This is a genomic window from Methylobacterium sp. AC690, assembly GCF_979256535.1.
Genome location: NZ_CEEDOX010000014.1, coordinates 1 through 22081, shown reverse-complemented (window position 1 = coordinate 22081; position 22081 = coordinate 1). Strand labels below are relative to the sequence as shown.

Annotated in this window: 13 protein-coding genes, 1 tRNA gene and 1 pseudogene; 9 read left to right on the top strand and 6 right to left on the bottom strand. The window is 64.5% G+C overall.

Annotated elements, in window-relative coordinates:
* Window positions 1–3: 3 nt before the first annotated feature.
* Window positions 4–79 (top strand) — tRNA-Lys (locus tag AC0IY1_RS16890).
* A 305-nt stretch (window positions 80–384) separates the two neighbouring features.
* On the opposite strand, the pseudogene AC0IY1_RS16885 reads toward AC0IY1_RS16890, so the two are convergent.
* From AC0IY1_RS16885 to AC0IY1_RS16875, 3 genes and pseudogenes are all read right to left on the bottom strand, one after another.
* A pseudogene (locus AC0IY1_RS16885) lies at window positions 385–1148 on the bottom strand (transposase).
* A gap of 854 nt (window positions 1149–2002) precedes the next feature.
* Window positions 2003–2671 carry a thioredoxin domain-containing protein gene (locus AC0IY1_RS16880; protein ID WP_471771063.1) on the bottom strand — a complete coding sequence of 223 codons (669 nt, stop codon included), beginning with the start codon at window positions 2669–2671 and terminating at the stop codon, window positions 2003–2005.
* Window positions 2668–2979, bottom strand: a complete 312-nt coding sequence (locus tag AC0IY1_RS16875) for a hypothetical protein (protein ID WP_471771060.1) — start codon at window positions 2977–2979, stop codon at window positions 2668–2670. Before AC0IY1_RS16875 ends, AC0IY1_RS16880 begins: the two co-directional genes overlap by 4 nt.
* A 1317-nt stretch (window positions 2980–4296) precedes the next feature.
* Between AC0IY1_RS16875 and AC0IY1_RS16870 the strand changes: the two genes are divergently transcribed.
* From AC0IY1_RS16870 to AC0IY1_RS16835, 8 genes are all read left to right on the top strand, one after another.
* Entirely contained in the window at window positions 4297–4911 is a 615-nt protein-coding gene (locus AC0IY1_RS16870) for a tetratricopeptide repeat protein (protein WP_471771058.1), read from the top strand.
* A 36-nt stretch (window positions 4912–4947) separates the two neighbouring features.
* Window positions 4948–6768, top strand: coding sequence for a trypsin-like peptidase domain-containing protein (locus tag AC0IY1_RS16865; RefSeq protein WP_471771056.1), 1821 nt, complete (start codon window positions 4948–4950; stop codon window positions 6766–6768).
* A gap of 13 nt (window positions 6769–6781) precedes the next feature.
* A complete protein-coding gene (locus AC0IY1_RS16860; protein ID WP_471771054.1) occupies window positions 6782–8149 on the top strand; it encodes a hypothetical protein in 1368 nt (455 codons plus the stop codon).
* Between the two features lie 81 nt (window positions 8150–8230).
* Window positions 8231–11341: a virulence factor SrfB gene (locus tag AC0IY1_RS16855; RefSeq protein WP_471771051.1), complete on the top strand. Its 3111-nt coding sequence runs from the start codon at window positions 8231–8233 to the stop codon at window positions 11339–11341.
* Window positions 11342–11389: 48 nt separating this feature from the next.
* Entirely contained in the window at window positions 11390–14032 is a 2643-nt protein-coding gene (locus tag AC0IY1_RS16850) for a virulence factor SrfC family protein (protein ID WP_471771048.1), read from the top strand.
* A 60-nt stretch (window positions 14033–14092) separates the two neighbouring features.
* Window positions 14093–15157 carry a hypothetical protein gene (locus AC0IY1_RS16845; protein WP_471771046.1) on the top strand — a complete coding sequence of 355 codons (1065 nt, stop codon included), beginning with the start codon at window positions 14093–14095 and terminating at the stop codon, window positions 15155–15157.
* Between the two features lie 20 nt (window positions 15158–15177).
* Window positions 15178–17055, top strand: a complete 1878-nt coding sequence (locus AC0IY1_RS16840) for an MAP7 domain-containing protein (RefSeq protein ID WP_471771044.1) — start codon at window positions 15178–15180, stop codon at window positions 17053–17055.
* Window positions 17056–17282: 227 nt separating this feature from the next.
* On the top strand, window positions 17283–17741 hold the full coding sequence (locus AC0IY1_RS16835) for a tetratricopeptide repeat protein (RefSeq protein WP_245435919.1): 459 nt from the start codon (window positions 17283–17285) through the stop codon (window positions 17739–17741).
* Between the two features lie 129 nt (window positions 17742–17870).
* On the opposite strand, the gene AC0IY1_RS16830 is transcribed toward AC0IY1_RS16835, so the two are convergent.
* From AC0IY1_RS16830 to AC0IY1_RS16820, 3 genes are all read right to left on the bottom strand, one after another.
* Window positions 17871–18986 carry a S1C family serine protease gene (locus tag AC0IY1_RS16830; RefSeq protein ID WP_471771042.1) on the bottom strand — a complete coding sequence of 372 codons (1116 nt, stop codon included), beginning with the start codon at window positions 18984–18986 and terminating at the stop codon, window positions 17871–17873.
* 1565 nt (window positions 18987–20551) lie between these two features.
* Window positions 20552–21205: an invasion associated locus B family protein gene (locus AC0IY1_RS16825; protein WP_471771040.1), complete on the bottom strand. Its 654-nt coding sequence runs from the start codon at window positions 21203–21205 to the stop codon at window positions 20552–20554.
* Window positions 21202–22081: SapC family protein (locus AC0IY1_RS16820; protein ID WP_471771038.1), on the bottom strand; the 880-nt coding region annotated here is incomplete at its 5' end. The genes AC0IY1_RS16825 and AC0IY1_RS16820, both read right to left, overlap by 4 nt.

The window sequence follows — 22081 nt, the reverse complement described above, 5'->3', positions numbered from 1 at the left end:
CACGAGCGCGTAGCTCAGTTGGTAGAGCAACGGACTTTTAATCTGTAGGTCCTGGGTTCGAGTCCCAGCGCGCTCACCATTATCTCGATCGTTCCAGTGATCTGGAGATGATCACATCTGCTTCGGTTCAAACCAAGCAAACGGGCCTCCGAATTCTCCCTGTAGCCATAGCCGCCGCCACTTAAGCGTTTCATTAGGATACGTTATAGTTTACTCGATGAAATTCAACCTCCATCGAATCAACGGGCGAGACAAGTGCTTGGTCGCCCGGTAATGCTCACCGAATGGTGCTAAGCTGAAAGGCCATCCTCCTAGCGGCGCAAGATCAAACCTTGTCGTCTTTACATAAATACCGGCTGGAAGCTGTCACGACCTGACCGCGAGTTACACGGCCTGTTCAAGCATGACACGGACGATGGCCACGATATGGAGATTTGCGAGGCTACTGGAATAAGGCTTGTAGTCTTTGACGATGCGGCGGAAGCGCGTCCCCTAAGCGAAGGAGCGCTCGACCACCCATCGCGGAGGTAGCAGGGACAAAGCCGCGCTCGGCCTCTAGCACCTTAACGAATCCCAGTTCGTTGCTGTGGGTGCAAGCAGCCTTGGCTGGTATTTCGCCCGTGTAGCCCTGATTGACGTCGGCTAGGTTGACTGCATGACCGGTGGCAACCTGCACGGTTTGCACCAGACGCCAAACCTGAGCACGGTCGTCGGCATCAACGGGCGTGACGTGCAAAGCCAAGATGTGGCAAAACGTTTCGACAGCCAAGTGGACTAATGAGCCTCTCTTGCGCCTAGCTCCGCCGTACTCAGCTCGCTCGCCGCTTTCAAGTGATCAGCGCAGGCTTCGACTGTCTAGAATGGTCGCGCTCGGCTCGGGACTGCGGCCGGAGGTTGGGCGCAGGAGTACGCTTAACTCATCGGCGAGCAGCTTGAAGCAGCCTGCCGCTAGTCAACGCTGCGCCAGCTAGTACATGGCTTTCTAGGGCAGCATGGCACTGAGCATCCAGCGCCAGAGTCGCCTGTCGTCGCGAAATAGCGAAACCCGTTGAACACCTCGAGCCGAGCAGGATGCGCTCACGCTTCCTTTAATCCTACCGCGACACTGTGAGATATGAAGCAGTTAGCGCCCACTGCTCATCGGATATATCAGATCAGAAATATCCGCGCGAAGAAAGAATGCCCTAGCAGCTGAATAATTTTTGTTAGAGGCCCATAACGGTCTATATGCAGGCATATATCGCCGTATTTGCAGAAGCAAAAAAGCGTAATTCAGGTTATTTACGCTAATACAATTATATATGCAGGAAATAAATTGAAATTTGAATTAGTTTTTAATTAGAACTTATTACGGATATTCTAATATTTTGCTTATTTATGACAGCAAGGCACATGAGAAGGTTTTTACAAGAAGCACCACTTCGGCATTCTAACATCCCTCCTTATTTTAGCCGTCATTGGCATTCGCAGAATGAGGAAGCCAAAATTCTGATTGACTAATAGCGGAGTGCATAACTTTTTAACAGAAACTCCTTTACGGTATTTACTGACAGGTTGGTGGATTAATGGGTGGAATTGGGGTTAATATTGAAGGCTGACAAAATCCATTACCGGCTGGGTCGCGCGATGTACAAATCAATCCCGGTTGGCAATCGGCATTACCTCGGCAAACATCTCCTACATCACCTCCACCCATAAGCCGTAGACTGTCACCTCCTTCCCTTAACCCGCGGTGATTTTCTGCTTCATTCGCAAGCACCGCGGCTGGCAGCAGAAATAAAGAGCAACAAAAAGCAATCTTGAGAAATCCGATAGGGTTCATGCCTTTATCTCCTTGTTGATGACCGTCCTGTTTGCAATCATGACAACATACTAGATTGTTAAAATTCGAAATAAATTTCAAGCAGTTGATAGCAAAACAAAGCATTTGATAAGTCTGCGATCAATCTGCATTCGAGAAAATCAAATATAGAAAAACTGTTTCAAATATTTTTCAGTTCGTTTAATTTTGTGAAATGATTTCGTTTTCGATGTGAGACTTGATTTCTGGAAAATCCATTTCTCCAACGTATTTTGATTCATTTATAAAAAATGTTGGTGTTTTTTCAACTTTAAATGTATTAATTGCTCTGTCCCTAATAAAATTAATGCCCGAATAAATTTGCGAATTTCTCAAGCAAAGATCAAATTTTGCTTTTGTAAACCCAACCTCAGTTAATAATCGGGCCATTGCATCCACTGGTGAATCTGATTTTTTGACAAAGGCCCACTCTGCTTGCTGTTTGAGCAAAATATCAATAATTTTGTAATAATTTTCTGCGCCCTCGCAGCGTGAAATCATAAAGGCGGCGGTTGCAACTAGGTCCAGCGGAAATTCGCGCAGAGTAAACCTCACCTTTCCAGTATCAACATAAAGTGTTTTAAGGAGCGGCCACGTGTTTTTGTGAAAAGACGCGCAATGTGGGCAAGTTAATGAAGCGTATTCAATGATCGTAATTTTTGCTGATGGCGAGCCAAGCCAGACGTCACCTAACGGACTATTCTGCAAAAGCGCAGCAAGCGTTGCTCCGTCCGCAAGCGCTGGCAAGCTCTTTAATGTTGCTATAGAGCTAAGAATTAGAGAATAAGGAAAAAAATTTATAATAGAGCGCCTTGTTCTGATTGTATTCATGGCATCGTGGCATCGACAAATTTTTTGAGCGTACTATCTCTTTCCAAAGGACGCGAGCATATGTGTGAACCTTCATCAGGATCATCAGTGCATCTTCTGTTTTGACAAATCAAATTGCCCGAGCAATCAGTATCCTGACAGCAGGATCCACCGCAATAACTAATTGCATATTGTTGATATTTTTTTACTTTATTAGCAAGATAGCTTTTGCCGAAGGAAACACTATTTTTCTGGATGGCTAACGCAGGATCATGAATAAGTAAACTACTCATGGCCGCTGCTACGGCAACCATCATGTAGCGTGTCATTGCTATTCTCCAAAATATACCGACATCTGAGTGTATGCTCTCTTATATAAATATAGTCAATAGAATAGACAAATGAATTGTCAGCTTACGAACTAAATAAGGTCCGTGTACTCGAATTGCGTATGTTGAATTTTTGCGCGATCCGCCGCTACAATCCATAGTCTAAAACAGAAGATATCTATTTCACCCTATTAATGTTTAAGTACATACTAGCATTTCGAAATTTTTAAATAAGTATTATACTGTATGATTTCAAATACATATGGATTGCTACTTCAAAAAAAATTAATACAGTCCTTCTAATTTATCATAAACAAAAAATTGTCAACCTAATATAAATTGTTGCTATTCAACTGATCCAAAATTTCTCTAAATCCAGTACAATCGGACGTATTAAGTCTTCAAATACAATTCAGAAAGCGAGATCTAAAATTATGTGCTTCGCTTTCTGCTTACGGAAAAATTTTCAATGCAGACTATATCTGCGACTACTTACTAAAGCACACATGATAAAATAAAGATATTTGGCAGTAGGCCGATTTGAGTAAGAAGGCGCAGGGAAAAGCGCCCTGAGCAATTCAGCAATCCGAGAGCACGCGAAACTGGCCCCGGTCTGAAAAGATTTTTCATGAAGCTCTATCGTCGGCGATTTGGAGAAAGGCATCAGAGTACAGAGTCCTTGTTCCGCGCGGATGGCGCCCCCTATCCACCGCCGCGGGCGAGCACGACGACGCCGCAAGCGTGCAGCCCCCCCGCCACCCGGGGATCGAGGCGGGCGAAAACCGCCGTCCGATACAGCGTTCGACGATCGGGTACGTTCAGAAACGGGGAGCAATTCGGGCTCGATCCCGGAAACATCGCTGGCGCCTCGCTGCGTACGGAACTGCGAACACGGTGGCTGCCTACGAGAAACGGGCCGGCTCGGCCACGTCGGACACAAATGCCATCACAGACGCCGTCACGCCGCGGGCTCTGCCCGTCCGAGCGCTCGTCACTGGAGGTCGCCGCCCCAGTTCGCAGCCCACCCGCGTCGTGACCCCGCGCGTCAGGCTGTTTGCATCGGCAGGAGGACGCGTCGCCAAGTGCAACGACAACCCTGACAACGATGTGGAAGGTTGAGGACCCCAACGTGTTGCGGAAGGGGGACACGCAGCCGTTGTTTTCCGAAATCGGCAAAACCGTCCGGGTCTTTGGTACTTTTTCAAGGCCACCCATCGTACACCGCACGGGTAGTCGCGGGCACTCCCACGACCGGAGTGGTTCACTCCTTCTATTCGTCCAATGCCGTTATCACTGAGCAATGCGAAGACATTTGCAATGCTGCGCTTCGTTCTGATCTGTCTTTTCATTGATCTCCAAATCACGCTGTGTTCGGGGATGGAGCAGCCATTCGCACGACAAGAGAACCTTGTTGAATTGTGCGATCAGGCAGCCGCCGCACCTTGGGACCCGGATTCGGCGCATCGGCGTACGCGCCTCGAATTCCGCCAGCTGCAACCCGAACGTGCCATTCCGTTTTGCCAGCGAGCCTTCGCGCAGAATTTCGACCTTCGTCGCCTGAGCTTTCAGCTCGGCCGCGCCTATGATCGTCAGGGCGCGAACCAGGATGCGTATCGCGCCTACAAGGTCGCTGCCGACCTCGGCAGCGCCGCCGCCAAGGTGAACATCGGTATTCTCTACCGGCAGGGACGCCGCTTCGAGCAGAACGATACCAAGGCCCGTGCGTGGTTTCGCGAGGCGGCGGAGATGGGGCTCGCGGAGGGCATGTATTGCTATGCGACGGCCCTCGACAACGGCCTCGGCGGTCCCGTTGACGGATCTGCCGCACGATCCTGGTACGAGCGGGCGGCGCAACGTGGGACGGCGAAGGCACGCGATGTTCTCGTACGCCTGGAGATCGACGGGCCTGGAACGGGTGCCCGCTGTGATTAGCCCCGGCTGCCTGGGCCAGCGCTGCGGAGAGCGGCCGTGACGGAGGGGTCGCGTTTCGTCGGCAGTCGCACGCTAGCCGACCTCGACCTCGTTCGGATCGATGACGGGCTCGTCATCGAAGGTTACGAACGCCTGGTCCGCCTGCTGCGACAGCGCAGTGGTGCGGCTTCGGCCCGGCTCTTCGCCGAGCCGGTCCTGTCGCACAGCAACGGATCCGCTGCGGCGCGTGTCGACTGGTACACGTCCCTCGACGGACCTATTCGCAGTCTCGCGGACCTCGACCCCGTCGAGGCCGAGGAGTTGCGCGACCGTTTCCGCGCGGTCCTCTCCGACCTGACGCCCCTCCTGCGCGACCCCGTCGAGGGTCCGTTCCTGGGGGCCTGTCTGAATCTCGCCGGGCCGCGCGCCGTCCTGGCCATCGGCGATCAGCCGGTCCTGATCGATTGGGGCCTCCTCCCGGCCGGACTGGTTGCGGACGAGGCGAGCCGGCTGCGCCATCACGCAATGGCTCTCGGGGGCCTCCTGCCCCCGGGCCTGCCGATGCCGCCGGTCGGACGCGCAGACTGGTCGGCCCGCTTCCCATCCGCCGAAGCACCATCCTCCGAGATTCCACCCACAGCGAGGGCAGCCTTACGTCCGCCGAGGGCCCGTCCCCTGCCGGCTTGGTCGAGCCCGGCACCTGTCGCTGTCGCCTGCGCAGCCGTTCTTCTCGGACTGTCCTTTCTGCCGGGCGCACTGACGTTTCCCACCGCCCCGCGGACGGTATCGGCGGAGGCGAAGGCGCTGCAGGCCGCATGGCTCGACAACCTGCAGCGACGCCGCGACACCCTGGCGTCCGCCGCCGCGTTCGCCTGTCCGCGCCTGCGCGCCGAACTGCCGTCCCTGGTTCCCCAGAGCCCAGCCGGCGTTCGCCTGCCACCCGATGCCACGTCGCGTCCTCAGGCCCGGGCCGCGATCGGGCCCGCGATCCAAGGGCCGGCCACGCCTGACCCGGCCAGTCTCGTTGCCCGACTGGAGCGCGGCAGCGTCCTGGTCCTCGCGGGCAGTTCCACCGGCTCCGGCTTCTTCGTCAGCGACGAGTTCGTGGTCACCAACCGCCACGTGGTCGAGAACGCCGAGACCCTGAGGATCGCGGGCCGCCATATCGGAATCATTCCGGCCACGCTCGTCCGTACCGGAGGTGAGGGCCACCTCACGGATTTCGCCCTGTTGCGGGTTCCGCGTCAGGCCGACGTGCGACCCCTCGCTCTGGCTGGACCTGGACGACCCCTGACACCTGTCGTCGCGGCCGGTTTCCCCGGCCTTCACCTCGGCACCGACCCGACGTTCGCAAGGCTCGGCGAGGGGGACGCTTCCGCGAGCCGCGACCTGGAACCGGTCCTACAGACCGGCGTCGTCAACCACCTTCAGCGCTACGACGACGCGGCCGTGACGCTGGTTCTTCACAGCGCCGAGATCGCTCCCGGCAACAGCGGCGGACCGCTGGTGGATTACTGCGCGCGCGTCATCGGCGTGAACAGCTTCGGCCGCAGTGACGGGCGCATGCCCGTCACGGCGCGCTACGCGTTGGGGGCGGACGGTCTCTCGGCATTCCTGGAAGCCAGTGGCGTCGCGGCACCGCTCGACGCCGAACCATGCGACCTGCAGGCGACGGCGCGGGACGCCCCGCCCGGGGAACCTGCGTCCGCCGCCCCGCGGGAATCCGGCCCGGGTGCCGGGGCCACCGCGGAGCCCGCGCCGGACGCGGCACCGAGACCGGCGCCGAGGGAGGGTGCCGTCGCCCCTCCGCCCCGCCCCACCGCTCCCGTCCCGTCACGCCCCCGTCCGGGGCGTGAGGGCGGGCCGCAAGCGCGTTGAGATCGGTCGCCAGATGTCGAGCACCGTCAAGCTGACCGAGACGCCGCGCCAAGGTCTGGATGCGGTCAATCCGAAGCTCAATCAACAGTACGACCAGTTCGTCGCCCTGCTGGCCCAGCGGGTCGGTCGCGCGCACGCCAAGCTTTTCGCCGAGCCGGTGCCGATCACCATGGCGAAGACGGGCCTCCCGGGGCTGGCCTGGTTTGCCGACGGAGACGGCGAGGCCGCGCCCGTCGTGGGGCTCGAAGCCGGCGAGGCGCAAGCCCTCCGTCGCGTAGCGGGACGCCTGAGATCCGAGGTCGCCGCCTTCGCCGACGCGCTCGAGCGTGAGGGCGCAGCTTCGCGTGAGCTTGCTCGCCTCATTCGCGATGCGCTCGTCACCCCTGACGACGACCATCTCTGGTCTCTCGGCGGCCAACCGGTCCTGGTGGCATGGGGCTATCGTCACGCTCAGGGGATGGGCGTCGTTGCCGAGCGGAACGGCGCGATCACCGGCAGCGCCGCAGCCGCGATGGTCACACCGCGGACATCGCAGGCCGCCCGGCATTCGAGTGCGCCGCCGCCGCCGCGGCCTGAAGCGGTGAACGACGCCGGCGTGGTGCGGGCGAGATCGGCTCTCGTGCCCGTCCTGTGGCTGGTATTCGCCCTTCTCTCGCTGGCTCTCGGCGACCGCCTGCTGCAGGCCTGCGCGATCGGCAGCGCCAATTGGCCGGACTGGCTGAAGGGCGTCCTGCCCGATCACTGTCCCGTGGCTTCCCTCGGCATCGACCCCGCCGACCTGTCACAGCGCGCAGCGATCCAGGCCATCGAGGGTGAGGTGCACGCTGCCGAGCTTGCGCTGACGCGCCGTGCCCTGTCCTGCGATGCAAGCTGTCCCCTCCCATCGCGTGCCGCGATTCCGGGTCCGTCCACGCCGGTCACCCCGCCACGCGCCATCGCCGCCGATGTGGAAGGGCGTTTGGAGCGGATCGAGCGCGGGCGATACCTGGAGCTGACCCTCGCCTGGGACGGGGCTGCCGATCTCGATCTGCAAGTCGCCTGCCCCGATCAGGCCCGGATCAGCTTCAACAACCGCAGCGCCTGCGGCGGCCGCCTCGTGGCCGACCAGAACGAAGGCGGAGGGACCAGCGCCAGCCGCCCGGTCGAGCACATCATCTGGGACGAGGCGCCGACACCGGCCGGGGTCTTCGGCATCGCCGTTGCCCTCTACGACCGGCACGGCGATGCGCGCCCGAGCATTCCGTTCCGCCTCGTCCTGTCCCAGAACGGTCGGGTGATGCGGGAAGAGGAAGGGCGGGTCTCGGCTCCCCGTGTATCCCAGAGCGTCTTCACCTTCCCGGTTCCGATCGTCCCCGCTTCCGGAGCCCCTGCCATGCCGTGAACTTCGGCCATGAGCATGCCTCCTCCACGCGTCCCCTGAGTCCCGGCAAGGCCGTCTCGTATCAGGATTGTATCCGTCCCGATGTTCGTCGATCCCGTCACCTTCGGTCCCACGATCCGACTCGTGCCCCATAGCGGCGTGCAGTTCGTCGAGTACGCGTTCAACATCGATGCCGTCGGTCGCCTGTCGCGCCGCTTCATCGAGCGCGAGGTCGAAGGCGTATCCCAGCCGGCGGGTCGGCAGACCTATCGGCTGCTCCCGACCTGGGACGAGACCGACCCGGGTGGAGAGGAAATCGAGACCGCCCGCGGTGCCGATCGCGAATACGCCATCAGCGAGCGGGGCGCCCTCGAAGTCTTCCTGGAGAAGTGGACGCCGATCCCGATGTTGCGGGTGAAGGCGGGAATCGAGGGAGGCGATGAACTCGACGTGGGCCCGACCAACTGGGCGCGGGTGCGCGTCGCAGAGGTCTCCGACCGCGCCCCAGACAGTCCAATCAGCCATCGGGTGATCTTCGCCTTCGACACGGAACTTCTGGAGCGGCGCCCGAACCGGCCGTACACGGCGCCGAGCCTCGACGATGCCGCCAACGAGCACGAGTTCCGGTTCGCCTTCCGCTTCCGCGACATCGGCTGGTTTCTCGGCGCGGCCTCCGACAGCGAGGAGGCGCGCCAGCGCGCCGGCTTTCAGGAATGGGTGCCGTCCTGGCTCTCCGAGCAATTCCGCGAGTTCAAGGCGGCCCAGCGGCCCGACCGGCCTCTGCGGGACAGCGATTTCCCGAACACCCTCGAACACTATGCCCGCTATCTCGTGCTGCTCGAATACCTGCAGCGGGCGATCCAGCCCCGCGTCATGCGTCTGACCGATACGGTCTCGGCGCTCCCGGCGATCAAGCCGGTGACCGTCGACTTGATCCTGGACATCGGAAACAGCCGCACCTGCGGGATCCTGATCGAGTCGCACCCCAACGAGGATCGTGTCGACCTCAACAACTCCTTCGTGCTGCAGCTTCGCGACCTGTCCGAGCCAGAACAGGCCTATGTCGAGCCGTTCGAGAGCCACGTCGAGCTATCGCACGCCCGATTCGGACGCGATCATCTCTCGCGGCTCTCGGCACGGCCGCGCGCGTTCTTCTGGCCGAGCCCCGTTCGGGTCGGGCCCGAAGCGAGCCGTTTCCGAGAGCTGGCGCAGGGCACCGAGGCGGTCGGCGGTCTGTCGAGCCCGAAGCGCTATCTCTGCGACGTGAGACCGGTGAACCAGGAATGGCGCTTTCCGGATCGCGACTACGGCGCCGATGGAACGAGCCCGCTCATCGACCGGACGATCCGCCAGTTCGTCAACAGCCGCGGCGACGTGATCTCGCAACTCGATGCCGACAGGAAGCGCTACGGCATCCGGGTTCAGGCCGACGATCGGATCGGCGCATCGCGGCTGACCTTCTCACGGTCGTCCTTCTTCACGTTCATGGTCGCCGAGGTCGTCTGCCACGCGCTGTCGATGATCAACAACGCCGGCGTGCGTGAGCGTCGACGGACGAAGGACGCGCCTCGCAAGCTGCGACGGATCATCCTCACCCTGCCACCGGCGATGCCTGTGCAGGAACAGCGTCTGCTGCGCTCCCGGGCGGAAGGCGCCGTCAAGCTGATCTGGCAATTGATGGGATGGGCCGACACGCCACCCCCGGGCGTCACGCAGCCGGAGGTCCACGTGTCCTGGGATGAGGCGAGCTGCGTCCAGTTCGTCTATCTCTACGGAGAGATCACGCAGAAACTGGGCGGGGCCGTCGACGGCTTCCTCAAGCTCATCGGCCGCCCGCGACCCTTCGCCGAACCGGACACGAGACCCGCTCCCGGCACGCCCGCCGAACCCTCGGTGCGGATCGCCAGCATCGACGTCGGCGGCGGCACCACCGACCTGATGGTGACGACCTACTACGCGGAGGGGAACCGGGCGATCAAACCGGTGCAGAATTTCCGCGAGGGATTCAGGATCGCGGGCGACGACATCCTCAAGAGCGTCATCGAGAGGCTCGTCCTGCCGACCCTCGAGGAGGCCCTGCGCCGTGCGGGGCATCCTGACCCGCACGCGCTCCTGCTCGAGCGCTTCGGTGGCGACCGCGCCAACATGGCCGAGCAGGAAAAGCACCTGCGCCGGCAATTCGTATCCCGCGTGTTGGAACCGATCGGATTGCGTCTTCTGGCCGATGTCGAGGCCGAGGGCGAGTTGACCACCCGTCCGTTCTCGGAATTCTTCCCTGAGCGCGGTGGCCGCGTGGCGCGCCGTGCCCTGCCGCAGCCACGCCTGCTCGATTTCCTCGAAGGTCCGGCGCGGCGCGACGGCGCCACCGGCTTCGCCCTGGTGGATTGCGTGTTCGAGGCGCGCGCCGAGGTTGTCGGCGCCTGCGTGGTGTCGGTTCTCGACCTCGTGCTCGACAACCTCTGCGAGGCGATCCACGCCCTGGATGTGGACGTCGTGCTGCTGTCGGGACGCCCCTCGCGTCTCTCGGCCTTCGTCGACCTCCTCGTGAACAAGCTGGCGGTCTCTCCCGATCGGATCGTGCCGCTGCACCAGTACCAGGCCGGCAACTGGTATCCGTTCCGGGATCGCGACAACCGCCGCATCGGCGATCCGAAGACGACGACGGCGGTGGGTGGAATGCTCTGCGCGCTGGCCGAGAGCCAGCTGACGAACTTCACCCTGTTCACCCACCGCCTGGGCCTGCGCTCGACCGCCCGGTACATCGGCGAGATGGAATTGAGCGGGCAGTTGCGGGATGCCGGTCTTTGCTTGCGCGACGTGGACCTCGACGCGCCCGCAGCAGCGCGGGCGAGCGGACCCGCGATGACTGCGAAGCTCCGCTACTATGCGCCGATGCGCCTCGGCTACCGGCAATTGCCGGTCGAGCGCTGGATCGCAACGCCCCTGTATCGGCTGCGTCTCCGAACCGGACAGGAGGCCACGCCGTTGCGCCTTCCCCTCGACATCACACTCGAACGCGTCGGCGATGGGCGTGCTGACGATGACAGCCCGGATGCCCTGATCCGTTCGGAATCCATGAAGGAAGAATTCGAAATCACCGATGCCTACGATGCGGACGGCCTCGACGTCAAAAGAAAGATCGAGCTTGTGCTCGACACTCTGGTTTCTGAGCAAGGGTACTGGCTCGATACTGGAGTTCTCTCCGTCGATTGAAGGCATTGTCTGCCCCCAACTCCTCCAGGATTAACCACAATCTCTGCCATGTCGACTGACCTCCTTGCCAAGGCCTGCCACGACACCAGCCGTCTCGCGCAGGATGCCGAGCGCTGGCTCGGCGATGCCGCCAACGCAGCCACCGTCGGCCGTGAGCGGGACGATCTCGTCCGCTCGACGCGCAAGATCGCCCATCGGGCCGAACGCCTCGGCCGGGCAGCGCGGCGACCGATGTGCGTCGGCGTGTTCGGCCCAAGCCAGGCTGGGAAATCCTACCTCGTGGAGGTTCTGGCCCGCCCCGAAAACGGTTCTCTGCGGGCCCGTTTCGACGGAATCGCGCCGGTCGACTTCCTCGCCGAGATCAATCCGATAGGCGAGAAGGAAGCGACGGGGCTCGTGACGCGCTTCAGCGCCCAGGAGGGCGGGACACCGACTCCGCCCGGCGCTCCGGTCCGCCTTCGGGTGCTGACGGAGAGCGATCTGATTAAGGTTCTCTGCAACAGCTTCCTGCACGACGGCGATGCCACGAAGGAACATCCGCCGCAGGCCGAGGAAATCGATGCGCTCCTGGCCGAGTTGCGGACCCGGACCCGCACCGGGGGTGCACGCTTCACGGGTGCCGAAGTCGACGACCTGAGGGACTATCTGCTCGACCAGGCGCGCGGCAGCCGCGCCCTGGAGGCGCTGGCACGCTACTGGGACGAGGCACGCACACTCGCCCCGGGGCTCGACCTGGAGGGACGCGCGCGCCTGTTCGCGCCGCTCTGGGGCGGCCATGCGGCGTTCACCGGGCTCTACCGGGACTTCACGGAGGCCCTCGAACGCCTCGGGCATCCCGACGAGATCTTTGCGCCGATCGGCGCCCTGGTGCCGCGGGAAGGCAGTATACTCGATGTCGCCACCCTGGAGGGCCTCGGGGCCTCCGGGAGCGCCGACACGCTGCTCGTCTACGGCGTTTCCGGAACGCCGGTCTCCCTGCCGCGCGCCACCGTAGCGGCCATCACGGCGGAGTTACGGATCGACATCGCGGATGCACCGCGATCCTTCCTTCGTGAAGCGGACCTCCTCGACTTCCCCGGCGCGCGCAGCCGTCAGAAGGTCGATCTGGCCCATTTCCTGGCGGAGCACCCCGACTCTCTCAAGGAGACCTTCCTGCGCGGCAAGGTCGCCTACCTGTTCGATCGCTACGTGGCCGAGCAGGAACTGACGACGATGCTGCTCTGCATCAGGCCGTCGAACCAGGAGGTCGTGACGCTGCCGGATCTGGTGGAGCGCTGGATCACCCAGACTCACGGCGCCAGCCCCGAGGCGCGGATCGCCCTGCCGAACCTGCTCTTCCTGGTGATGACCTGGTTCGACAGTCACTTCGTCGACAAGGCGGGGGATGCCGGACAGGATGCTGGATTGCGGTTCCGCAACCGGATCGAGGCATCACTCCTGGGGTTCTTCGGCAAGGCCCATACCTGGCCTCGGCAGTGGACGCCGGGGGCGCCGTTCCGCAACGCGTTCTGGTTCCGGAACCCGAATTACCCGGCCGAATCGGTGATCCGATACGAGGGGCGGCGCGAGATCGGGTTCCTGCCGGAGAAGCAGGAGCGGATCGCCGAACTGCGCCGCGGCTTCGTGGCCCTGCCCGAGGCCGCCGCGCATTTTCAGGATCCTGCCCGCGCCTTCGACGAGGCGTTGCGCCTCAACGACGGAGGCGTCAGCTACCTCGTCGAGAATCTGGCTCGCGTCTGCCGGCCTGAGCTGAAGGCCGCCCAGATTGCCTCGCGGCTCGATGGACTGCGGGCTGAGCTGCGGGAGCGGCTCGGGCGTTTCCACGTGGCCCTCGACATCGAGACCCGCCTGGCCGAGCGCCGCGAGGCTGCCGGCCATGTCTTCGACGCCCTCGACGCGACCGTAGCGGCCGGCGGCTTCGGTTCGCTGCTGCGCGAACTCCTGATCGATGTGGGCACCCTGACCGAAGCCCTCCATGGGGCGAGTCAGTCGATATCCGGGGCACCGGCCGAGAGCGCTTCGCCGGCGGCACCTGCTCGCATCGCGCGTCCCGGTGCGATCGCCCGCCCCGGTGCGCCGAGCCCTGGGGGTGGAGTCCCGGGCGCCCGATCACCGGTGGGACCCGGCGCGTCCGATCGTGAGCGTGGCCTGGCCCGGGCCGCGGTAACCGCCTGGATCGGCTCCATGCGCCGGCGGATCGAGGCCGACGGGTTCACACGCCGCTTCCAGGTTCCGGTTGACGTGATGGAGATCATCGTCGGCGAGATGATCACCCTGGCTCGCCGTGCGGATGTGGAGGCCGCCATCGCAGCCGATCTGCGGGCCCTCGCGACCGTGGAGCGAGCCGAGCAGTCGACGGCGAAGCTCGCACTGATCGCGGCCACGCGCCTGAACCGGTTGAGCGGCGATCTCGGCTTCGGTCTGGTCCCCCCGGCCGGCGAACGGCCCTCGATCCAGGATGAGGCGGGCGACCGCATCGCGTTCGAGGCCCGGCCGGTCACCTTCGATGCCCGGTCGATCGGCCCCACTCCGGCAGCCTTCGGCCATACCTACGCGACCGACTGGTTCCACGGCTTCTACCGGGTCGTGGAGGACAACGCGAAGAGTGCGGCCGGGGTCACCATCGACCTCGAGCAGAACGGCAGGCTGGGCGCGATCCTGACGGGCCTGCAAGGGCGTTCGGCCGCTTAGTTCACGGACCTCGAGCCCCGCTGCTCACAGACGCCTCAGACGACTTGCCTGGACACAACCATGACCCTTCGCATCACAGAGGACGAGGACGAGATCGGCGGCCACGCCCTCATCGATCTCGGGCAGCGCGCCGCCTCGCCGCTGCTGTCGTTCCGGCGACAGGACACCGAGCCGAGGCATCTCGGCACCGAGGGATGGCAGCCGGAGATCGCGTGGCTCGCCCCGCTCTCCATGACCGAGCATGACGGCCGCACCGTAGCCCGCTTCGGCCCCTCGGTGGTCGATCGCATCGAGGAACTCGTTCCGATCGAGATCGTCGGCCAGGACGGCAACTCATTCGGGGTCGTGTCCTGGCCGTTCATCACGCCGGCACCCGCCGGCTCCGGCATGCTCGCCGCTTCCCCGATCCCCGCCCCCAGCCTGACCCAAACCGCGCCCTCTCAGGAGACGCTCGCCGGTGAACCCGGTGACGGTCTCGCCCCGCTGCAGGATTCGGAAACGTCCCCGGCCGAGCCTGAGCCGCCCCGCCGGGCCAGCGTGCGCGACGGGCTTGTCCTGCCCGAAGTGCCTCGAGAGGCGCCGCGCCGGATCTGGCCGGCGCTCGTATTCCTGGTTCTGTTCGCCGGGGCCGGGATCGGCGCGTACCTGTACCAGGACCTGCTCAAGGCTGTCCTGGCCGGCCACCCGACTGCGCCGGCGGACACACCGGCGCAGCCCGAAGTACGGACGCCGCCCGTTCCGGAGGCGCCACGTCTGAGTGCTGCCGAACTGCGCCAACGGCACGGACGCCTCCTGGATGAACGCGCGACAGGCAGCGCGTTTCTGGCGCTCGGCGGCACAGCGATCGAGGCTCAGCAGGGAGGGGCCGCCTTCAGGGCCTTCGAGGAGGCCGATCCCGCCGCCAGCGCGGATGCTGCCTGGCAGATGGCGCGCTTCTACGATCCCCGGACCACCGACACCACGTATCGCGCCGCCGCTCAGCCCGACGTCTCCCGCGCCGCCTATTACTACGCGCTCTGGCGCAACCGCTCGCCCCGGCACACCGACGCGCTCCGAAGCCTGTGCGACGCCAACACGGATCTCGTCGGCCGCGACGAGCGACTGCGCGCGATCTGCCGTCCATGACGCTTTCCAAGAGTCTTCCCATGGCCCTCTCCAGTTCACGACCGGTCCGGCTCCGGGCCACGGCGCGCGCGGCTGCACTGCTCACGGGCCTGTCTCTCGCCCTGAATGCCAGCATGCACACCCCGTCCGCACACGCGGCTGCACCAGGGCTTGCCGTTCAGGCGGCGACGGGCAGGAGCAGCGTCCTGTCCGGTCCGCGCATCGCGCTCCTGATCGTGCCCCAGGCGACGAATGCCGGGAGTCGGGCGGCGACGGCCCATGCCGACGAGGAAGCCTATCGCAAGCGTCTGCGCGAAATCGGGTTCGACGTCTGGACCTTCGGACCCGCGGACCGGCCGGAACTCGAGCGCGGATTGCGCGAAGCCGCAGCGCGGCTCCCGGAGGGGGCCCAGGTCGCGGTGATCGCGCTCGGCCCGAGTGTCGGTGGCGAGGACGACGTGTTCCTGATGCCGCAGGGGGCTGCGGGCGACCTCACGCAGCGACCGGCCTTCATCGAGAGCGAGGGCGTACGCCTCGGCGATCTGCTCCGACGCCTGTCACGCCGTCAGCCGCGCGACCTCGTCGCCGTCGTCGACGAGTGTCAGCCGGTTGCGGGTGGCCGCTGCGACTTCGACGCTGCCGCAGGGTCTTCGGGCGCCAGCGTCATGGGCGGTCAGCGAATCGGGCGCCGGGCGCCGGGCGCCGTGCCCTTGGCGGGACGCGCGTCCCTGCGCGACATTCTGCTGGGCGCGATGGCGCAGGAGGGACAGAACATCCTGCAATCCTACGAATTCCTACAACGCGGCCTCGGCGGCAGCGATCTCGAGCCGAGGGCGAGCGGCGCGCTCACCACCGCCTTCTCTTTCCTGCCCCAGGGCTTCTTCGCGGGCATGACGACACCCTGCAACAAGGTCGACCCGAACGCCGAGCCCGCAGCGCTGCGCTCCATCGCCCTCGATCCGCTGATCCGCGAATGCGAGGCGGTCACCGCCGCCTATCCCTATGCGCGCGCTTTCGCCGACAGGCTCCAGGCCGGCCGCGAGCAGCGCGCGTTTCAGAAGGCCGTGGCATCCTGCGACGACCGCCTCAGCGCGTCGAGCTACGGCAGCGCTTATCCGGCCGGACGCTTCCGCGGCATCGTCGAGAACCACGTCGTGGAATGCGACCGCCTGCGTGACCGGCAGCAAAGCGAAGCCCAACGCCAACGGGACGCCGACGCTCAGCGCCAGCGTGAGGCCGATGAGCGGCGGCGCTGGGAGGAGCAGGCGCGACTGGAGCGTGAACGAGCGGACCGCTTTCGCCTCGAACAGGAGAGCCAGCGCGAGCGCGAGCGCGAAGCCCTCCGGCAGCGCGAGGCGGAGGCGCAGCGACAGCGGGAGGCGGAAGCCCAGCGGCTGCGAGAGGAGGCGCAACGGCAGCGGTCGACGGCCCGGAGCGCGTCCGGCTGGACACTGAACTACGCGACAAATCTGCTTGAGATCAAAGCGCTGGCCGATGATCATTTCGACGCTCAGAAACAGTCGTACAGCACGGTCTGGCAATCCCGGCTGCATGGCGAGCAGGTCGCCATCTATGTGCAGGTCAGCCCGAACGAGCGCTGCGGCGACGCGCGCCAGTACATGAGCGAACAGATCGCTCCACGCCGGACGCAGGTCTCCCGCTCGCAGGAGATCACGACTGCGCCCGGACGGTCCGGTTACATTCTCGAAGGGCGGGGCACGGCGCGCGGACAAGGGGCTTTCGACGATCGCAGCTATCTCGACTTCGTCTCGATTCGCCGCGATGACCGCAGCACGATCACGCATATCGGCGGCCGTTTTCCCTCCGAGCACAGCGAGACGTATCGCGCCGAGTTGCTCAAGATGATGAACTCCATGCAATTGCCGAACAGTGACATGTTCACGAACCGGTGCCGGTGAAAACAACGGGTCGAGGACGTCTGATCATGCCGGGAAAGCGAATGCCGCCACGCCCCCGCACCGTTTCCGGCACCTGCGCGACTCCGAGGCAGTGTCGGCGAGACCGGTTTCCAGGAGCCGCCCGTCAGCTCACCGCGCTCCTCGTTCTGTCGGCATGCCTGACGCCAGGATCAGGCGCTCTGGCCGATCCCGGGCAGGATTGCAGAACCGGCGCGGCGGAAGCTCGGGTGACCGGCTGTTCGGCTCTGCTGGCGGAAGCGCGCACGCCTCGACAGCGCGCGATCGCCCTCGATGGGCGCTGCAAGGCCAACAACGATCGTCTCGCCTTCGCGGCGGCGCTCGCCGACTGCACCAGCGCGATCCGGGCCGATGACGATTACCCTTACAGTTTCGCCAATCGTGGCATCGCGCAGGCCGGCCTGAACAACCATGCGGCGGCCATCGTCGATTTCACGCAGGCCCACACCATGCGGCCGACCTTCATCTATCCGCTGATGAACCGCGCCAAGTCGCAGACGCAGCTCGGCAACCTCCTCCTGGCGTCGCGCGACTACGACGAAGTCCTTCGCCTGAAGCCCGACAACGAGGAGGCGAAGCTTGCCAAAGCGGCGCTCTTCGCGCCCGCCATCGCCGGGGCGTCGCCGACGGGTGCCAACACCCTGTGCGGGAGCGTCGGCTGCAACTGAACGCTCGTGTCGGTCGATATGCCGGCCGATCGCCCGGGTGGCAGACCTGACCGTCGGGTGTTCGCGCGAGACGGCGCATCGCTGTCCGACCCGGGGGTATTCCCGAGGCCGGATGGCGAGCGGCACAGCTTATCGGCAGGTCACGTGCACGGTGTAGGCCTTGGCCTGCTCGGCGACGGTCGCCGGATCCAGCGAAGTCGGATTCTTGGTGCCGCTCCCTGTGACGATCCCGTTCGAGTCGAGGAAATTCAGCGCGATCGTCGACTTGATGGCGAAGTTCACGTTTTGCGGGATGTCGTTGTTGGCCTTCGCGACCGTCATCGCGTTGAGCTTCGAGGCGATGACGCCGACCACGGCGCCGTACTGGTCGATCAGAGGCCCGCCGCTGTTGCCGGGCTGAACGGGCGTCGAGATCTGGAGCATGCGGGTGTCATCGCCGAGGCCCGCGGCGGCGGTGATGTTGCCGACCGTGAAATTTCCGGAGGCTGCCAGGAGGTCGGGAAGTGGAAAGCCATAGGCATAGACGCTCTCGCCGACCCTCGGTTTGAGCGACAGGGCCGGAACCACGGGATTCTCGAAGCCGGTGCTCAGCACCGCGAGATCGTTCTGGACATCGGTGGCGACGAGCCGCGCCCGCAGGGACGGCAGACCGAACTTGGCGATATTGATTTCCGTGCAGCCATTGATGACATGGTTGTTGGTCAGCACGTGTCCGGCCTCCGACACGAAGAAGCCGGTTCCGGAGGACCCGCTATCCCGCCTCGGCGTCACGCCCGCGTCGGGGTTCGCCTTGTTCCTGGATGGCGCCGTTTCCGCTTTCGCTTCGACGATGGCTTTCTGGCAATCGATCATCGCGCTGATCGCATCCGAGGATCCCGACAACGAGAGTTGCGCGATCGACTTGCGCTCGAACAGCACTTCGATCCCACCGGCACGGGCGATGTCGAGCACGAAGCTCTTCTTGAGCCCGGATGCCATGAGACCGCGATCCGCACCGCGTTCGATCCCGGAGAACTGGCCCTTCCAGCGTCCCCGTCCGGTGAGCATCATGAGTTGATAGAGGCGATCGGGTTCGATTGACCGCCACTTGGGATTGGTAAAGGCCAGGAATGCCTCGTCCTTCTCTCCATTGAACCCCATCCAGACCGTCGTCTGGTCCTCGTAGGTCGCAGCGGCCAGGCAGCCGTCGGTCGATCGGCTCATCCCGATCGACCAACCCGACACCTTACCCACCGTCTTGTCCACGCTGAGGACAGGCGCGGCCGTGGCTGCACGCGTTGCCGGGAACGCAGCCGCGAGGGCCACCACGCCGATGAGGAACGGACGCAAGACGAGGCTCATCACGGTCAAAACTTTCCCGGTGGTCTCAGCGACCGCTGACGGGAATCGGCCGAGCGGTGCTCGATCCCGCGAACGGATCGGACACGGTGCTGATGGCAGCGCCGCCCTGCAACGGCGCAGCTTTCCGACGGGCCGGGGCGGCAGCGACGTGGCGGCGGGTCGGACGGTTCCGATAGACGATGACGCGTTGCGTCCGCGGAGCGTGGTAGGCGTGTCGCGGTGCAGCCGCCATGGCGCCCAGGGCGAAGCCGATGGCTCCGCCGGCGAGGCCGTCCAACGGGCCCGCGGATGCGCGCGGCACCGCTGCGGTGCAACTGATGAGAGCCGCCGCGACGGCGCTGAGAACATATTTTGAAGCGTTCACCGAAAGCATCCCGATCGAAAGAAAGCGCAGAGTCTTGCAAACGGCCTCCCGCGTCGGAGCGAAAGGTCATTCGGCTGCGGGATCTTCGCGTCCACAACCCCGTGCCACCGCTACAACCTACCTGAACGGCCACGCTTGGAAAGTCGTTTTCCCGCCTGAAATCGTCGGCCCGCACTATTTTTAAGCGACAACCTTACCGACCGGTGGGCGAATGTTCTCGCCGACACGTATACTCCCGTCGGAAGACGACTGCGTGCACCCCACGACATCTGCCGGCACACCCGGAGGAGCCTTCTGCCATCTGATGCGTCGACTGATTCGCGCAGCATCAGAGGATGGTTGTACGAACCATTCGCGCGGGCCATCATGACCTCGGGCGGCGTTGCTTCAATTCGAAGCTTGGCAGCTTGGCGGCACCAGGTCAGCGCTGCACGAACTTACGTTCAAGCCTGGTCGGCAGAGGCTGCGATGAACTCGCCGCGCCGCCTGTTCATCGCTGCCTCTGGACGTCGTTCGATTGTCGTCCCAAAGCCGAAACACGATGCGAGAGTGACCGCCTTTTACGTCTCAAGGCCACGTCTGGCGGCCACGCCTCGTCCGGGCATCGCTTCAGAGACGTGGGATACCGCAAGCGAGACGCGACCGGAGATCCACCGCGACGGCTTCGTCGGCCGGGCTCTGAAACACCCAGGACCGGTTCAGGGCTCGCGGTTTGCCGGCCTCGTAGGGATCGATCGCACCGCGGCGGCCAAGCGTCGAGCCGTCTCGATCGTGGGCGTGAACACGCTGCGGCCACACAGGCAAGCGTTGACCAAGCGGGACAGGCCGAACGCGGCACAGCCCCAGTGCGGCCAGCAACAGCTCCCACCGCCGCCCCCGAACCGGAATGCGCCACCGCGTCTGGGACGGCCGTCGCCGCGCCCGAGGTGCCCCCCGAGAGGCTGACCCGGCTCGGATCACCGCCGCGCCACAGGCCGCGGCCGTCATCGGTCGGCGCGCCGGTGGGGACGGCGCATAAGACGGCCGCGAGGCCGGCCCGGCGCGCAACGGACGCTCCGATCATGCGCGTGTCGCTGCTCTCGCTCGATCGCCTGGTGGGGACGGATCAGCGTTCCTTGCCGAGCGCGTCCAGCGCCGGGGCGAGACCGCGGAACGACAGGGGAATCGCCACCTCCTGGCCCCCTGCACTCCTGAACAGAAGGCGGCCCGGCGCCTCCGCCTCGCGCCAGCGCTTCAGGTCCTCCTTCACCGGCCCGTCCGCCACGCAGCCGCCGGGCAGGCAGCGCCGCCATGCGAGGTCGAGCAACGGAGCCTTGGCGTCCTTCTCCTCGAGGCCGATCCGGACGGTCGAGGGGAAGCTCACGGCCACCGGCAACAGGGCGGTGACCCGCAACCCGGCTTCGCCCGGCACCGGTCCGATCGCGACCTGGGCGATCGGTGCGGGCTGTCCCTGCACCTGCATCGCTTGCGAAACCTCGCACAGGCGCGCCGCCTTCTCGGCTGTGCCGACCCGCTGGCAGCGCAGGACCCAGTCGCCGTAGCTGGCGGTGGTGACACCGGGCTCGGACGAGAGCGGCGGCTGGGCGGCCGGCGCCGTGGGCGACGGGGACGAAGCCTTGGCGCCGGGTGCCTGCGCCAGGGCGGAGTCGAGGGGGAGCGGGCCACCGATCAAGACGGCGCCCGAGGCGAGCACGGCCAGAAGGGGGGCGCACAAAGGGGACGGAAGGAGGGCGGTCTTCCGATGGGCGAACGAGGTCATGCGGCGTTGTCCTGGGCCTGGGCTGCGGTCTCTCCGCGCGGGGCGAAGGCGCGGGTGAAGTCGGACAGCGACTGCAGGCTGACGAGGTGGGGGTAAATGGCCGCGAGCCAGCCCTCGCGGCGCAACCGCCCGAGATCCTGATCCGTCAGGGCGGCCAGCGCGGCCGCGTCGATACCGAGCACCCCGTGCATCGCGTGGCTGGCGCCGGTCGCGGCATCCCGGCCCTGCACCGACAGCGCCCACAGCAGACCGAGATCCTGAAGCGTGCGGCCGAAGGCCGTGGTGGGGTGGGCGGCGTCCGCATCATCAGCCGTCGGCCGCACCCGCTCTTCCGGCAGCGGCGTCTCTCGGCCGTCTTCGCGGAACAGCGGGGCGGCCTCGGCCGGCGCCGCCCCGGCGGAATCGCGGCGGATCGGGTCGCCGGTGTCGTCGAGGCAGACCAGCGGCGGGGCGTCGCCGGTCCCGCCGAGGATGAAGGGGAAGCGGCGCAGATAGGCCGGCCGGTCGCGGCCCGTCCAGGCGCCGTCCGCGTCGATCGGAGCCCAGTGCGCGGGCACGAAGCAGGCGAGGAAGACCGGGGTCGGGCCGAGGCCGTCCGGCCGAAACAGGATCGGCCGGTGGCGGCAAGCGGGACCGAACGCGCCGATCGCCGCCGGGACGCGATGGCCGTCGCGGGCGAAGCCGAAGCGCTGCGGGTTGGCGAGGTGAAAGGTGCGTTGAGTCGCGCGGTCGAGGGGCACGACCGCACGGTAGAGCAGGGGCAAGCCTGTCATCGGTCGCGTGACGGTCCGGTTCGGGGTCAGCGGGTGCGCGCCGGCAGGCTCGCCTGCGGCGTCGGGGCGGGGACGGGGGCCGGGCGGGCCATCGGTGCCCGCG

Excerpts from the sequence above, each read along its gene's own strand:
- AC0IY1_RS16825 (WP_471771040.1), bottom strand. The coding sequence starts at position 21,205 with ATGACCTCGTTCGCCCATCGGAAGACCGCCCTCCTTCCGTCCCCTTTG.
- AC0IY1_RS16875 (WP_471771060.1), bottom strand. The coding sequence starts at position 2,979 with ATGACACGCTACATGATGGTTGCCGTAGCAGCGGCCATGAGTAGTTTA.
- AC0IY1_RS16880 (WP_471771063.1), bottom strand. The coding sequence starts at position 2,671 with ATGAATACAATCAGAACAAGGCGCTCTATTATAAATTTTTTTCCTTAT.
- AC0IY1_RS16860 (WP_471771054.1), top strand. The coding sequence starts at position 6,782 with ATGTCGAGCACCGTCAAGCTGACCGAGACGCCGCGCCAAGGTCTGGAT.
- AC0IY1_RS16840 (WP_471771044.1), top strand. The coding sequence starts at position 15,178 with ATGGCCCTCTCCAGTTCACGACCGGTCCGGCTCCGGGCCACGGCGCGC.
- AC0IY1_RS16870 (WP_471771058.1), top strand. The coding sequence starts at position 4,297 with ATGCTGCGCTTCGTTCTGATCTGTCTTTTCATTGATCTCCAAATCACG.
- AC0IY1_RS16855 (WP_471771051.1), top strand. The coding sequence starts at position 8,231 with ATGTTCGTCGATCCCGTCACCTTCGGTCCCACGATCCGACTCGTGCCC.
- AC0IY1_RS16845 (WP_471771046.1), top strand. The coding sequence starts at position 14,093 with ATGACCCTTCGCATCACAGAGGACGAGGACGAGATCGGCGGCCACGCC.
- AC0IY1_RS16850 (WP_471771048.1), top strand. The coding sequence starts at position 11,390 with ATGTCGACTGACCTCCTTGCCAAGGCCTGCCACGACACCAGCCGTCTC.